15 protein-coding genes and 1 riboswitch are annotated in these 14,574 nt (G+C 68.2%); of the genes, 12 read left to right on the top strand and 3 right to left on the bottom strand.

What is annotated here, in order from left to right; genetic code table 11:
- Nucleotides 1–41: 41 nt before the first annotated feature.
- From secA2 to gcvP, 11 genes are all read left to right on the top strand, one after another.
- On the top strand, nucleotides 42–2,399 hold the full coding sequence (gene secA2, locus FR943_RS15665; RefSeq protein ID WP_217158793.1) for an accessory Sec system translocase SecA2: 2,358 nt from the start codon (nucleotides 42–44) through the stop codon (nucleotides 2,397–2,399).
- A 9-nt stretch (nucleotides 2,400–2,408) separates the two neighbouring features.
- Nucleotides 2,409–3,002 (top strand): CDP-alcohol phosphatidyltransferase family protein, encoded by a 594-nt coding sequence (locus tag FR943_RS15660; RefSeq protein WP_217158791.1) that lies wholly within the window; start codon nucleotides 2,409–2,411, stop codon nucleotides 3,000–3,002.
- A complete protein-coding gene (locus FR943_RS15655) occupies nucleotides 3,002–3,904 on the top strand; it encodes a DUF881 domain-containing protein (protein WP_217158789.1) in 903 nt (300 codons plus the stop codon). The genes FR943_RS15660 and FR943_RS15655 overlap by 1 nt, the downstream gene beginning before the upstream one ends.
- A gap of 27 nt (nucleotides 3,905–3,931) precedes the next feature.
- Nucleotides 3,932–4,264, top strand: coding sequence for a small basic family protein (locus FR943_RS15650; protein ID WP_217158788.1), 333 nt, complete (start codon nucleotides 3,932–3,934; stop codon nucleotides 4,262–4,264).
- A gap of 1 nt (nucleotide 4,265) precedes the next feature.
- On the top strand, nucleotides 4,266–5,078 hold the full coding sequence (locus FR943_RS15645) for a DUF881 domain-containing protein (RefSeq protein WP_217158786.1): 813 nt from the start codon (nucleotides 4,266–4,268) through the stop codon (nucleotides 5,076–5,078).
- Between the two features lie 47 nt (nucleotides 5,079–5,125).
- The gene (gcvH, locus tag FR943_RS15640; RefSeq protein ID WP_217158784.1) at nucleotides 5,126–5,521 is read left to right on the top strand and encodes a glycine cleavage system protein GcvH; all 396 of its coding nucleotides are present in this window, start codon (nucleotides 5,126–5,128) and stop codon (nucleotides 5,519–5,521) included.
- 189 nt (nucleotides 5,522–5,710) lie between these two features.
- Nucleotides 5,711–6,193 carry a glycogen accumulation regulator GarA gene (gene garA, locus FR943_RS15635; RefSeq protein ID WP_066897648.1) on the top strand — a complete coding sequence of 161 codons (483 nt, stop codon included), beginning with the start codon at nucleotides 5,711–5,713 and terminating at the stop codon, nucleotides 6,191–6,193.
- Nucleotides 6,194–6,196: 3 nt separating this feature from the next.
- A complete protein-coding gene (gene ftsR / locus FR943_RS15630) occupies nucleotides 6,197–6,955 on the top strand; it encodes a transcriptional regulator FtsR (protein ID WP_217158782.1) in 759 nt (252 codons plus the stop codon).
- Nucleotides 6,956–7,093: 138 nt separating this feature from the next.
- Nucleotides 7,094–7,594, top strand: a complete 501-nt coding sequence (locus FR943_RS15625) for a bifunctional nuclease family protein (RefSeq protein ID WP_217158779.1) — start codon at nucleotides 7,094–7,096, stop codon at nucleotides 7,592–7,594.
- Nucleotides 7,595–7,819: 225 nt separating this feature from the next.
- Nucleotides 7,820–8,440 carry a MerR family transcriptional regulator gene (locus FR943_RS15620; protein WP_217158777.1) on the top strand — a complete coding sequence of 207 codons (621 nt, stop codon included), beginning with the start codon at nucleotides 7,820–7,822 and terminating at the stop codon, nucleotides 8,438–8,440.
- A gap of 50 nt (nucleotides 8,441–8,490) precedes the next feature.
- Nucleotides 8,491–8,589: riboswitch (glycine riboswitch) on the top strand.
- Between the two features lie 151 nt (nucleotides 8,590–8,740).
- The gene (gene gcvP / locus FR943_RS15615) at nucleotides 8,741–11,572 is read left to right on the top strand and encodes an aminomethyl-transferring glycine dehydrogenase (protein WP_217158775.1); all 2,832 of its coding nucleotides are present in this window, start codon (nucleotides 8,741–8,743) and stop codon (nucleotides 11,570–11,572) included.
- Between the two features lie 65 nt (nucleotides 11,573–11,637).
- Here the strand turns inward: gcvP and FR943_RS15610 are convergent, their stop codons facing one another.
- Together FR943_RS15610 and FR943_RS15605 are read right to left on the bottom strand one after the other, a co-directional pair.
- Nucleotides 11,638–12,138 carry a metal ABC transporter substrate-binding protein gene (locus FR943_RS15610; RefSeq protein WP_217158773.1) on the bottom strand — a complete coding sequence of 167 codons (501 nt, stop codon included), beginning with the start codon at nucleotides 12,136–12,138 and terminating at the stop codon, nucleotides 11,638–11,640.
- Nucleotides 12,139–12,140: 2 nt separating this feature from the next.
- The gene (locus FR943_RS15605) at nucleotides 12,141–13,022 is read right to left on the bottom strand and encodes a glycoside hydrolase family 19 protein (protein WP_217158771.1); all 882 of its coding nucleotides are present in this window, start codon (nucleotides 13,020–13,022) and stop codon (nucleotides 12,141–12,143) included.
- A gap of 89 nt (nucleotides 13,023–13,111) precedes the next feature.
- Here FR943_RS15605 and FR943_RS15600 point away from each other — a divergent pair, with 89 nt between their 5' ends.
- Complete coding sequence (locus FR943_RS15600) at nucleotides 13,112–13,555, top strand: hypothetical protein (RefSeq protein ID WP_246585054.1); 444 nt, start codon at nucleotides 13,112–13,114, stop codon at nucleotides 13,553–13,555.
- A gap of 8 nt (nucleotides 13,556–13,563) precedes the next feature.
- Here FR943_RS15600 and FR943_RS15595 read toward each other — a convergent pair whose 3' ends face one another.
- On the bottom strand, nucleotides 13,564–14,568 hold the full coding sequence (locus FR943_RS15595; protein ID WP_217158769.1) for a WXG100 family type VII secretion target: 1,005 nt from the start codon (nucleotides 14,566–14,568) through the stop codon (nucleotides 13,564–13,566).
- Nucleotides 14,569–14,574: the final 6 nt, after the last annotated feature.

Raw genomic sequence — 14,574 nt, 5'->3', positions numbered from 1 at the left:
TCTGAAGCCGGCACCCGGTGAGCTCCGCGTACCGTGAACGTGTGCCGAAGACGTCCACCGCCAAACCGGGCCGCTTGAGCAGCAAGTTCTGGAAGCTGCTGGGGGCCAGTACCGAGCGCAACGAGGCGCGCTCGCTCTCCGAGGTCAAGGGGGCAGCCGCATTCGAAGACAAAGCTGCCAAACTCGACGACGAGCAGCTCACCAAGGCCGCCAAGCTGCTCGAACTGCAAGACCTGGCCGCCGCCTCGGACATGCCGCAGTTCCTGGCGCTGGCACGGGAGGCCGCCGAGCGGACCACCGGGCTGCGCCCCTTCGACGTGCAGCTGCTGGCGGCGCTGCGGATGATGGCCGGTGACGTCGTCGAGATGGCCACCGGTGAGGGCAAGACCCTCTCGGGCGCGATCGCCGCGGCCGGCTACGCGATCGGCGGGCGGCGCGTGCACGTCATCACGATCAACGACTATCTGGCCCGCCGCGACGCCGAATGGATGGGCGCGTTGCTGGAGGCGCTGGGCCTCACCGTCGGCTGGATCACCGCCGATTCCACCGCCGAGCAGCGCCGGGCCGCCTACGAATGCGACGTCACCTACGCCTCGGTCAACGAGATCGGCTTCGACGTGCTGCGCGACCAACTGGTCACCGACGTCGCCGACCTGGTCTCGCCAAACCCCGATGTGGCGCTCATCGACGAAGCCGACTCGGTGCTCGTCGACGAGGCGCTGGTGCCGCTGGTGCTGGCCGGCACCAGCCACCGTGAGCAGCCCCGCGTCGAGGTCATCAGGATGGTCGGCGAGCTCACCAACGCCACCGACGGCGAGGAGTACTTCGCCACCGACGACGACAACCGCAACGTGCACCTCACCGAAGCCGGCGCCCGCAAGCTCGAAGCCCGTCTCGGCGGCATCGACCTGTACTCCGAGGAGCACGTCGCCACCACGCTGACCGAAGTCAACGTCGCACTGCACGCCCACGTGCTGCTGCAGCGCGACGTGCACTACATCGTCCGCGACGGCGCGGTGCACCTGATCAACGCGTCCCGCGGCCGGATCGCCTCGCTGCAGCGCTGGCCCGACGGCCTGCAGGCCGCCGTCGAGGCCAAAGAGGGCATCGAGACCACCGAGACCGGCGAGGTGCTCGACACCATCACGGTGCAGGCCCTGATCGACCGCTACCCGACGGTGTGCGGCATGACCGGCACCGCGCTGGCCGCCGGCGAGCAGCTACGCCAGTTCTACAAGCTCGGGGTGTCGCCCATCCCGCCCAACAAGCCCAACATCCGCGAGGACGAGACCGACCGGGTGTACCTCACCGAGGCGGCCAAGAACCACGCCATCGTCGAACACATCGCCGCTGTGCACGCCACCGGCCAGCCGGTGCTGGTCGGCACCCACGACGTGGCCGAGTCCGAAGACCTGCACCGCAAGCTGGTCAAGGCCGGGGTCCCGGCGGTGGTGCTCAACGCCAAGAACGACGCCGAAGAGGCCGCGGTGATCGCCGAGGCCGGCAAGCTCGGCGCGGTCACGGTGTCCACCCAGATGGCCGGCCGCGGCACCGACATCCGGCTGGGCGGATCCGAGGCGGGCGACGACTCCGAGGACAAGGAGAAGGTGGCCGAACTCGGCGGGCTGCACGTCGTGGGCACCGGCCGGCACCACACCGAACGGCTGGACAACCAGCTGCGCGGACGGGCCGGACGCCAGGGCGACCCCGGCTCCACGGTGTTCTTCTCCAGCTGGGAGGACGAGGTCGTCGCGGCCCACCTGGACAACACCAAGCTGCCCACCGAGACCGACGAGGACGGCCGGATCACCGCGCCGAAGGCGGCCGGGCTGCTCGACCACGCCCAGCGGGTCGCCGAGGGCAGGTTGCTCGACGTCCATGCCAACACCTGGCGCTACAACCAGCTGATCGCCCAGCAGCGCGCGATCATCGTGGATCGCCGCGAAACCCTGCTGCGCACCGACACCGCGCGTGAGGAACTCAAGGCGCGCTCACCCGAGCGTTACGACAAGCTCGTCGACGAACTCGGCGAGGGCGCCGAGGAGAAGCTGACGAAGATCTGCCGGCTGATCATGCTGTACCACCTCGACCGCGGCTGGTGTGACCACCTGGCCTTCCTCGCCGACATCCGGGAGAGCATCCACCTGCGGGCGCTGGGCCGGCAGAATCCGCTCGACGAGTTCCACCGGATGGCCGTGGACGCGTTCGCCTCGCTGGCCGCCGACGCCATCGAGGCCGCCCAGCAGACCTTCGACACCGCCGAGTCGATCGAGGACGAACCGGGGATCGATCTGTCCAAGCTGGCCCGGCCGACGTCGACGTGGACCTACATGGTCCACGACAATCCGCTCAACGACGACACCATGTCGGCGCTGAGCCTGCCGGGAGTGTTCCGCTAGGTTCTAGGCATGGCGCCGGACCCGACTGCCGCCCGCGACCGGGTGCTGACCGTGCCCAACGTGCTCAGCGTGGTGCGGTTGGTGCTGGTGCCGGTGTTCCTGTGGCTGCTGTTCGGCGCGCACGCCAACGGCTGGGCGGTGGCCATCCTGATGTTCAGCGGCTTCTCGGACTGGGCCGACGGCAAGATCGCGCGCCTGGTGGCCAACCAGTCGTCGCGGCTGGGGGAGCTGCTCGACCCGCTGGTCGACCGGATCTACATGGTGACCGTGCCGCTGGCACTGGCGCTGGCCGGCGTGGTGCCGTGGTGGCTGGTGCTCATCCTGCTGGGGCGGGATGCGCTGCTGGCCGCGACGCTGCCGGTGCTGCGGCGGCACGGGCTGACCGCGTTGCCCGTCACCTATCTGGGCAAGGCCGCGACCTTCGCGTTGATGTCCGGGTTCCCGTTGGTGCTGCTGGGCCAGTGGGATGCGTTGTGGAGCCGGGTGGTGCTGGCCTGCGGATGGGCCTTCCTACTCTGGGGCCTGGCGCTGTACCTGTGGTCGGCGGTGCTCTACCTGATGCAGGTGAGCTTGGTGATGCGGCAACTGCCGGTGGTCCGGTGATGAGCGGGACCCTGGGCGGCTACGAGGCCGGTGCCGGGCTCAACGACCACGAGGCCGACGCGCCCAAGCGGATTCCGGTTCCCTCGCTGCTGCGATCGTTGCTCTCCGAACATCTCGACCCCGGCTACGCCGCGGCGGCCGCGGCCCGGGAGTCCGGCGACCGGCCGCGGCGCCGGATCACCGATCTCGCCTGGCTGCTGCTCGGCGCCGGGGCGATCGCCACGGTCTTCGCGGTGGCCGCCGGGCAGGCCCAATCCGCGGCCCCGGCGGCCCGAGAAGCCCAGCACACCCTGTCCGGCCGGATCCGGGTGGCTCAGCTCGGCGTGGACCGGGCCAGTTCAGAGCGCGACACCCTGGCCGACCGGGTGGACGCCGAGCGACGCAGCAGGCTCGGTATGGACGAGGCGGGCCAGCAACTGCTGAGCAGCCTGGACACCGCCAACATCGAAGCGGCTGCCGCCCCGATGATCGGGCCCGGGCTGACCGTGACCGTCACCGACCCCGGCCTGTCCAAGGACCTCAGCGACGTGTCCAAGCAGCGGGTGGCCGGCAGCCAGCAGGTCATCCTCGACCGTGATCTGCAGCTGGTGGTCAATTCACTGTGGGCCAGTGGCGCAGAGGCGGTTTCGGTGGGCGGCGTGCGGGTCGGCGCGGGTGTCACGATCCGGCAGGCCGGTGGTGGCATCCTGGTCGACAATCAGCCGATCTCCAGTCCGTATGCCATCGTTGCCATCGGGCCACCCAAGGGCATGGCCGATACGTTCGACCGGAGCCCGGCCCTGCAGCGCCTGCGGTTGTTGGAGAGGTCCTACGGCGTCGGGGTGAACGTCAGCGCGGGCGACGGTCTGACCGTTCCCGCGGTGTCGGTACGAGATGTCAACTTCGCCAAACAGATTGGATAGGCCGACGTGGACAGGATTGACCGTTAGATGATCGGGATCGTCGCCCTGGTGGTCGGGATCGTGCTCGGGTTGGTGTTCCAGCCCAGCGTTCCCGAGTTCGTCGAGCCGTACCTGCCGATCGCGGTGGTGGCGGCGCTGGACGCGGTGTTCGGTGGGCTGCGGGCCTATTTGGAGCGAATCTTCGACGCCAAGGTGTTCGTGGTCTCGTTCGTGTTCAACGTGTTGGTGGCGGCGTTGATCGTCTATGTCGGTGATCAGTTGGGGGTGGGCACCCAGTTGTCGACGGCGATCATCGTGGTACTGGGTATTCGGATCTTCGGCAACGCCGCCGCGCTGCGGCGCAGACTGTTCGGCGCCTGACATGAGCGAACCCGAGACCCCGAAGGACGCCGAGCAGGCCGAACACCACGGCCGCCACGAGATGCCCGACGATGTCTCGCCGCGCCGGTTCCGGAATCTGCGGATCGGCGGCCGCAGCCGCACCCAATGGGTGTTCGGCGGGCTCGGCGTGTTGCTGTGCCTGCTGCTCGGGATGGCGATCGTCACCCAGGTACGTCAGAACGAGTCCGGAGATTCGCTGGAGACCGCCCGGCCGGCCGATCTGCTGGTGTTGTTGGATTCACTGCAGCAACGTGAGGCCTCCCTCAACACCGAGGTGACCGATCTGCGGCGGACTCTGGAGCAGCTACAGGCCTCGGGCAGCAGCGATCAGGCCGCGATCGAGAGCGCCCAGGCCCGGCTGGAGGCGTTGGCCATCCAGATCGGGACGGTGGCGGCCACCGGGCCCGGGGTGACGCTCACCATAGAAGACAAGGCGCCCGGTGTGCCCGGCGAGACGATGCTGGACGTGATCAACGAGTTGCGGGCGGCGGGCGCCGAGGCGATCGAGATCCGCAGTGGCGATCGGCAATCGGCCGTCCGGGTCGGGCTGGACACCTGGATCGTCGGCAGTCCGGGGTCACTCACCGCCGACGACGTCGGCCTGCGGCCGCCGTATTCGGTTCTGGCCATAGGGGATCCGCCGACGTTGGCCGCCGCGATGAACATTCCCGGCGGGGCAATGGACAGCGTCAAGCGGGTCGGCGGCAGGATGGTGGTGCAACAGGCCGACCGTGTCGACGTCACCGCCTTGCGGCAACCGAAACCCCGCCAATACGCTCAGCCCGTCAAATGAGCCCGCAGTGACCGCCCGACCACAACTGCCCGACCATAAGGAGCGCCGTGAGCGAGATCCCAGCCGACCTGTACTACACCTCGGAACACGAGTGGGTGGTGCGCACCGGTGACGACACGGTGCGCGTCGGCATCACCGACTACGCACAGTCCGCCCTCGGGGACGTGGTGTTCGTCCAGCTGCCCGACGTCGGCGCTCAGCTGGCTGCCGGGGACGCCTTCGGCGAGGTCGAGTCCACCAAGTCGGTGTCGGATCTGTACGCTCCCGTCGCCGCGAAAGTCGTTGCGGTCAATGGTGATCTGGACGGTAGCCCGCAGCTGGTCAACTCCGACCCGTACGGCGAAGGCTGGCTGGTGGATCTGCGGCTCGAAGAGGGCACGCTCGACGAGGCGCTGACCGGTTTGCTCGATGCGGACGGCTACCGCGCCGTCGTGTCGGACTGAGGGATTGTTAGGGTCTTTCCCGGCCGGTCGCCAGGACCGGTTCGGCCGTACCCGGCGCGCAGACATCTCCCCATCGGATCCGGCGGTGGTGGACCCAACGATGCCTGATGCGCGGTACGGTCGACGTGAGACCGACGATGGGCTGGGGCCACGCCGGCCAACGCCACAGCAGCCAGTGAGGAGCAGCGGGTGACGGACAAGGACAGCAATTCGGGGGCCGACCAGTCGTCGGAAGACGTGACGGTGGAGACCACATCGGTTTTCCGTGCGGACTTTCTGAACGAACTGGACGCGCCTGCGGCGGCAGGGACCGAGGGCGCCGTTTCCGGTGTCGAGGGCCTGCCCGCGGGATCGGCATTGCTCGTCGTCAAGCGCGGACCGAACGCCGGGTCGCGTTTCCTGCTCGATCAGCCGACCACCTCGGCGGGGCGTCATCCCGACAGCGACATTTTTCTCGACGACGTCACGGTGAGCCGCCGCCACGCCGAGTTCCGGTTGGAGAGCGGCGAGTTCCAGGTTGTCGACGTCGGCAGCCTCAACGGCACGTACGTCAACCGCGAGCCGGTCGATTCGGCCGTGCTGGCCAACGGTGACGAGGTGCAGATCGGGAAGTTCCGCCTGGTGTTCCTGACCGGGCCCCGGTCTGACGACGACAGCAGCCCCACCAGCTAGCCGATGACTGCCCCCGACAGACCTGCACTGGCCGGGATGTCGATCGGCGCCGTGCTGGACCTGCTGCGGGGCGACTTCCCGGACGTCACGATCTCCAAGATCCGGTTCCTGGAGGCCGAGGGGCTGGTCACGCCGCAACGCTCGGCGTCGGGGTACCGGCGCTTCACCGCCTATGACTGTGCGCGGCTGCGGTTCATCCTGACCGCTCAGCGCGACCAGTACCTGCCGTTGAAGGTGATCAAGGCCCAGCTGGACGCCCAACCCGACGGCGAGCTGCCACAGCCCGGCTCCGCGTACGGCGTGCCACGCCTGGTACAGGTGTCCGAGGACAGCGAGCGCCCCGGTGACGGGCTCGGCGGGGCCCCCGGCGTTTCCGCGGTGGCGCCGACCCAGGTCCGGCTGTCCCGGGAAGACCTCTTGGCCCGGTCGGGCATCGATGAGGAGACGCTCGGCGCACTGGTCCGCAACGGCATCATCACCGCCGGTCCGGGCGGGCTTTTCGACGAGCACTCGGTGGTGATCGCCCAGTGCGCTCGTGCCCTCGGCGACTACGGGGTGGAGCCCCGCCACCTGCGGGCGTTCCGCTCGGCGGCCGACCGGCAATCCGACCTGATCGCCCAGATCGCGGGCCCGGTGGGCAAGGCAGGCAAAGCCGGCGCCCGTGACCGGGCCGACGATCTGGCCCGTGAAGTGGCCGCCTTGGCGATCACATTGCACACGTCCCTGATCAAGTCCGCCGTACGCGACGTTCTGGATCGCTGAGGACTAGACTCGTTTCGACGGCTGATTCGTCGATGTGGGGTGCCCCCGCAGCGAATTGGCCTCTGGTGAATTGGCACTGGACATTGGCACTGGACGAAGAATCGACGAACGGCACGGCGGTGCGGAGGGCAGGCACAGATGGCTGAGGTTCGGGTGGTCGGCATTCGGGTGGAACAGCCGCAGAACCAGCCCGTGTTGCTGTTGCGGGAATCCAACGGTGACCGCTACCTGCCGATCTGGATCGGGCAGTCCGAGGCAGCCGCGATCGCGCTGGAACAGCAGGGCGTCGAGCCGGCCCGGCCGCTGACCCACGATCTGATCCGAGATCTCATTGCCGCCCTTGGGCATTCACTCAAGGAGGTGCGGATCGTCGACCTGCAGGAAGGCACGTTCTACGCCGACCTGATCTTCGACCGCGACATCACGGTGTCGGCGCGGCCGTCGGATTCGGTGGCCATCGCGCTGCGCGTGGGGGTGCCGATCTATGTCGAGGAGGCGGTGCTGGCCGAGGCCGGTCTGTTGATTCCCGACGAGAACGATCCCGACGGCGGCGCCGAGGGCGGGGTACCCGAGGACGAGGTGGAGAAGTTCAAAGAGTTCCTCGACAGCGTGTCCCCGGACGATTTCAAGGCGACATGACCAGCGCCCGCGCCGCAGCACCGTCGCAGGTCACGGGGATGTCTCAACTGGGTATACCGGTGTCGACACGCGGCGCGGGAGTCATTCGGGCCCGGATTCGGGCGCCATACTTTCTTCGCAGCGAGCAATCATGGCTCGGTCCGAAGCGTATGCTCGACACATTCGAGCTTGCAGCAGGGCATTGCGGTATGACGCGGGCGAGTTCGATCGGCGAGAGGATTCACAGTGGGTGACACGCCACGGCAGGAAGAGCTGGATCTGACCACCGCAAGCGGTGTGGAGCCGCCTGTCAGGCCAACCGGCGAACCCGTGCAGGGCGGGCTGTTCCCCGACGATTCGGTGCCCGACGAGCTCGTCGGCTACCGCGGGCCGAGCGCCTGCCAGATCGCCGGGATCACCTACCGGCAGCTGGACTACTGGGCCCGTACCTCGCTGGTGGTGCCGTCCATCCGCGGCGCGGCCGGCTCGGGCAGCCAGCGGCTCTATTCGTTCAAGGACATCCTGGTCCTCAAGATCGTCAAGCGGTTGCTCGACACCGGCATCTCCTTGCACAACATCCGGGTCGCCGTCGACCATCTGCGGCAGCGCGGTGTCCAGGATCTGGCCAACATCACGCTGTTCTCCGACGGCACCACGGTCTACGAGTGCACCTCGGCCGAGGAGGTCGTGGACCTGCTGCAGGGCGGTCAGGGCGTCTTCGGTATCGCGGTGTCGGGGGCGATGCGGGAATTGACGGGCGCGATCGCCGACTTCCCGGGCGAACGGGCCGACGGTGGCGAGTCCATCGCTGCCCCCGAGGACGAGCTCGCGTCGCGGCGTAAGACCCGCGATCGCAAGATCGGCTGAGCCGCCTGTTCGCAGTGATCGGTGCGCTGCCGGTAGAATTGCCCACGCATCGCCCTCGTGCGGGAGAGTTTCGCGACAGCCAGTCGCGGACGCCGAAGGAGCAATACCTCTCCGTCAACCTCTCAGGCACCCAGGACCGCGCCAGGCCCCGATGCCTCTGGAAAGTGGCGCCCACTGGGCGCCCGCCCATGGGGAAAGGTCCTTACCGGGGCTGAATCTCTCAGGCGCCCGGACCGGGTCGACGACAGAGGGGGAGGGCCCGTAGAACGTCTCAGCACGTCTGCGCCTCAGGAGAGACTCGTGTCCGACCAGCTTCAATCGCGCTTCGCCGATCGCCACATCGGCCCGGACGCCGGCGCCGTGGCCACCATGCTCGACGTGATCGGCGTGGCCTCGCTCGACGAGCTCGCCGCCAAGGCGCTGCCGGCCGGCATTCTCGACGAGCTGGGCGCCGACGGCGCGGCCCCGGGGTTGGCGGGCCTGCCAGCCCCGGCCACCGAGGAGCAGGCGCTGGCCGAGCTGCACGCGCTGGCCGACTCCAACACCACCGACGTCTCGATGATCGGGCAGGGCTACTTCGACACCTTCACGCCGGCGGTGTTGCGGCGCAACATCCTGGAGAACCCGGCCTGGTACACCGCCTACACGCCCTATCAGCCCGAGATCAGCCAGGGCCGCCTCGAGGTGCTGCTGAACTTCCAGACCATGGTGAGCGATCTGACCGGGCTGGAAGTGGCCAACGCGTCGATGCTCGACGAGGGCACCGCGGCGGCCGAGGCCATGACCCTGATGCACCGCGCGACGAAGTCCAAGACGAACCGGCTGGCGGTCGACGCCGATCTGTACGCCCAGACCGCTGCGGTGCTGGCCACCCGTGCGCAGCCGCTGGGGATCGAGATCGTCACCGCCGACCTGCGCCAAGGGCTGCCCGACGGCGAGTTCTTCGGCGTCATCGTGCAGCTACCCGGCGCGAGCGGGCGGGTCGACGATTGGGCGGGCCTGGTCGCAGCCGCCCACGAACGCGGCGCCCTGGTCGCCGTCGGCGCCGACCTGCTGGCCTTGACCCTGATCACCCCGCCGGGGGAGATCGGCGCGGACGTCGCGTTCGGCACCACCCAACGGTTCGGTGTGCCAATGGGATTCGGCGGTCCGCATGCCGGGTATCTCGCCGTGCACGCCAAGCATGCCCGGCAGTTGCCGGGCCGGTTGGTCGGTGTGTCCGTCGACGCCGACGGAGCGCCGGCCTACCGGCTGGCACTGCAGACCCGCGAGCAGCACATCCGCCGGGACAAGGCGACCAGCAACATCTGCACCGCACAGGTGCTGCTGGCGGTGATGGCCGCGATGTACGCCAGCTACCACGGCGCCGAAGGTCTGACGGCCATCGCGCGTCGCGTGCACGGGCACGCCGCGGCGATCGCGGCGGCCCTCGGTGACGCGCTGGTGCACGACACGTACTTCGACACGGTGCTGGCCGCCGTGCCGGGCCGGGCGGACGAGGTGATCGCGGCCGCCAAATCCAAGGGCATCAACCTGTGGCGCGTCGACGCCGACCACGTGTCGGTGTCCTGCGACGAGGCCACCACCGCAGACCATGTGGCGGCGGTCCTGGCGGCGTTCAATGTGTCAGCGGCAGCGCCACAGCCGACCGGGATCGAGACCCGTGACTCGGAGTTCCTCACCCACCCGGCGTTCACCCGCTACCGCACCGAGACCGAGATGATGCGCTACCTGCGGTCGCTGGCGGACAAGGACATCGCGTTGGACCGCAGCATGATTCCGCTGGGTTCGTGCACGATGAAGCTCAATGCCGCCGCCGAGATGGAGCCGATCACCTGGCCCGAGTTCGCCGGCCAGCACCCGTTCGCCCCGGCTTCGGACAATCCGGGTCTGCGCAGGCTGATCGCCGATCTGCAGGATTGGCTCACCGGGATCACCGGCTACGACCAGATCTCGTTGCAGCCCAACGCCGGATCGCAGGGCGAGTACGCCGGCCTCCTGGCGATCAAGGCCTACCACGACTCGCGCGGCGACAGCGAGCGCGACCTGTGCCTGATCCCCTCGAGTGCGCACGGCACCAATGCCGCCTCGGCTGCGCTGGCCGGGATGCGGGTGGTGGTGGTGGCCTGCCGCGACAACGGCGACGTCGATCTGGACGACCTGCGCGCCAAGATCGCCGAACACGCGGATCGTGTTGCCGCACTGATGATCACCTATCCGTCCACCCACGGGGTGTACGAGCACGACGTTGCCGACATCTGCGCGGCGGTGCACGACGTCGGTGGTCAGGTCTACGTGGACGGGGCGAATCTCAACGCGCTGGTCGGATTGGCCCGGCCGGGACGCTTCGGCGGCGACGTCAGCCACCTGAACCTGCACAAGACGTTCTGCATCCCGCACGGCGGCGGTGGTCCCGGCGTCGGCCCGGTGGCGGTGCGCGCACACCTGGCCCCGTTCCTGCCGGGGCATCCGCTGGCCGACGAGTTGGGCGATGAGCACACCGTGTCGTCGGCGCCGTACGGGTCGGCGTCGATCCTGCCGATCACCTGGGCCTACATCCGGATGATGGGGGCTGCCGGTCTGCGGGAGGCCACCCTGACCGCGATCGCCTCGGCCAATTATGTGGCCCGCCGGCTCGACGAGTACTACCCGGTGCTCTACACCGGGGAGAACGGCATGGTGGCCCACGAATGCATCCTGGACCTGCGCGGTATCACCAAGGACACCGGAGTCACCGTCGACGATGTGGCAAAGCGGTTGGCGGACTACGGCTTCCACGCACCGACGATGAGCTTCCCGGTCGCGGGCACGTTGATGGTCGAGCCGACCGAGAGCGAGAGCCTCGCGGAGGTCGACGCGTTCTGTGACGCGATGATCGCCATCCGGGCCGAGATCGACCGGGTGGGTTCGGGCGAGTGGCCGGTGGATGACAATCCGCTGCGGGGAGCCCCGCACACCGCCGAATGCCTGCTGGTGGCCGATTGGGATCACCCGTACACCCGTGAGGAGGCCGCCTACCCGCTGGGCAAGGGATTCCGGCCCAAGGTGTGGCCGCCGGTGCGTCGCATCGACGGGGCGTACGGAGACCGGAATCTGGTCTGCTCCTGCCCGCCGGTCGAGGCGTTCGCGTAGCGCGCCAAACGGCTGGAGCGTTCGCGTAGCGCGCCAAACGGCTGGAGCGTTCGCGTAGCGCGCCGCTAGGGCGCGGTGGCACGCTCCCACGTGATGGTGTTGCCGCGCCCTACGTAGCTCAGCTCAAGGCTGGTGGCCCCGACCTTCAACGGGACGTAGAACAGGTCCTGGGGCGGTTCGGACATCCAGTGAAACCACAGCACGCAGGTGTCGGCCACCGGCACCTGTGCGGCCGCCGGTGTCTGACCGGCCTGGGTGAACTTCCAGGTGCCGAACTGCTTGTCGCCGTTGGTGTCCGACTTCAGTGAGCCGTGCTCGGACACTGTGGTGACCGTGGGGCCGTCCTGCCAGGCGCCGATGAACCCCGCGACATCGAATTTCGAACCCGCACACTGCTCGTCGGGGGACACCTCCGGTGCCACGGTGGTGGCCACGGGTGTGGCGATGCTGTTGGTCGTGGCGGCCACCTTGTCACGGGCGGCGGGCTGGCCTTCGGTGGTGGAGGTGCTGCACCCGCTCAGGCCCACGGCAACGAGTATGGACAGGGCGGCGAGTGTCGGGCGCATGTTCATCGGCTCAGTACCTGCAATCCTCGGTTGTAGTATTCGGTTCGTTCGGCCAGGTTGTTGGTGCCGCCGTTGACCATTCGGGTGATGTCGGTGATGTTTCCGCCGTCGGCCACGGTGTTGCCGTCGTGGTTGTTCCAGTACCAGACCGCGCTCTTGAACGCGTATTCGGGCGTGGCGGCCAACTCGGGATGGTTGACGAAGTCGACGCCGAGGTCCTCGCTCATCTGGGTGTAGTTGTAGCGTCCGGTGATCTGGATGACCCCGCGGCCCTTGTATTTCGTGCCGTCTCCCGGCTCGGTGTTGCCGAGATCGGTGCGGCCTTCGTACTGGCTGCCGTCGGCGTACTCCTCGTAGGTGTTGAACCGGTCGGACTCGACGGCGATCTGGGACAGGAACGCAGCCTGCCGCTGCGGGGTGTTCATCCCGCCCTCGCGCATCGCCTCGTTGAGCGGGCCGACCATCTCCTCGGCCTTGGCCTGGCTGAGTTCGGGCACGATCTCGCGCAGCTCTTCGACGGTCACCGGATCGTAGTTCGGGTCCTCGGGCGGTGGCGGGGCGTCGTCGTCCTGCTGCTCGCCCTCGCCGGCGCCGGGCTCCTCGAACTTGATCTTGTCGCCGGACTCCTTGTCGCCCTTCTCATAGGCACCGGCGGCCTTGTTCAGGTTGTCGGCGAACGTGGACACCTTCTGGCCCAAGCCCTTTGCCTGCTGATCGATCGAGTCGGCGACCTGGCTGCAGGCTGCGGCGACGTTCAGCCCGGACAGCGGGCCCGCCGCCGCGGACAGGGCGGAACCAGGCCCACGCAGACTCGTGGGAATGTCGCTCAAGGTGGCGGCTGTATCGCGCAGCACGGCAGGATCGACGTTCAGTGTTGCGGCCATCGCGAAAGGTCCCCTCCAAGCACTCGCCCGGAGACAATCGTAAACCCGCCGTGCACCGGCCCGGTGCACCAAAAAGGTACGGTGGCCTGATGTTCGCGTGGAGCGCCCTCAGACGGTTGGTGTTGATCCCGGTGTTGCTCGGCCTGAGCATGTTCGGTGCGGCATACGCGCAGGCCGATCCCGTGCCTGCAGGAGGGGAGGCGATTGTGGATCCGGCAGAGGCTGATCTGATCACCCAGCTCGGCAAGCCCGCGGAGTTGACCACGAAAACCGTCAACGTGGTGGGGGAATGGGCATTTGTCTACGGCACGATCCACGGGCCCGGTGGCACCGTATTCGACTACGCCGGAACGCCCTTCGCGGAGGCGGCGGCCCATGGCGGAAAGTCGAGAACCTACGCCGGCCTGTTCCGTCACGACGGCAGCAGCTGGAGGCGCGTCGACAGCGCGGTGGGTCCCACCGATGTCGCCTGGGAAGGGTGGGCCGGTAAGTACGGTGCGCCGCAGCAGGCGTTCGCACTACCCCCCGACTGAGGACACGATCACGGCGGGGACAGGTACATCACTTCGCCGTAGGGGTTGCCGTAGGAGATGCGCTGGCTGCCGTCGTCGTTGACATTGTTCGAGCCGATCAGCGTGACGTTTCCGCCACTGTTGGCGGCGACGAGTTCGGTGTGCTGGCTGCCGTTGATCACCGCGACGTCACCGGGACGTGCCTCCGACGCCGGGACCACCCGCCAGCCCTCGGCCTGCAGGCGCGACGACATGTCGGCGACACCGTTGCTGTGCCAGTCGATCAGGCCGGCTTTCTGCAGGGTCGCGGTGACGAAGTTGGCGCAGCACACATCGTTCGGCACGCTGGCATCCATCGGAAGTTCCCCGCTGCCCTTGAGGTCCGAGGCGTTGCGGTCGAGGAAGCCCTTCGCGATGTCGGCCGGATTCTGGCCGCCGGGCGAATCTTCCGGGGTTTCCGGCTTGTCCTCGGGCTTGTGTTCGTCGTCCTTCTTGTCGCCCGAATCGTCCTTCTCGCCGGTGTCCTCGCCGAGGAACTTGCGCAGCGCGTCGGCAGCTCCCTTGTCGGCCTGTTCGAACTGGTCGAGCAACGTCTTGACCGCAGTCTCGACATCGAGGCCCTTGAGCTTGATCTGCATGCCCAGTACCGGTGACAACGTGGCCAGTTGTTGCAGTAGCGGGCCCGGGGCCACCGAACCGTTGTCGGCGATGTTCCACAGCGGTGAGACGCCTCCGCTGACCAGGGTCTGCAACTCGGTACGGATGGTGGTCAACTGCTGTCCGCCCGACACCATCACCTGCTGCATGGCGCGCAGCTTGTCGCGATAGGCCTCCTGCCCGACCAGCATCTGCTCGCCCTGCTTCTGGGCCGCCGCGGACGCACCACCGGTCCAACTGTCCTCCAGACGGCCCAGCTGCGACTTCTGGTTTGCGATCTGCCCGTCGAGTTGGTTGGCCACGGTGCCCACGTCGCCTGCGGCAGTGAGCAATGCGTCAGGCTTGGCCCCCAAAACCTGGGACACGGTCAGCGTCATCCCTCT

It is taken from the genome of [Mycobacterium] fortunisiensis, from assembly GCF_019050325.1.
GTDB classification, from domain to species: domain Bacteria; phylum Actinomycetota; class Actinomycetes; order Mycobacteriales; family Mycobacteriaceae; genus Mycobacterium; species Mycobacterium fortunisiensis.
Note: the sequence above shows the minus strand (reverse complement) of the source record. Positions and strands in the feature narration are given on the sequence as shown.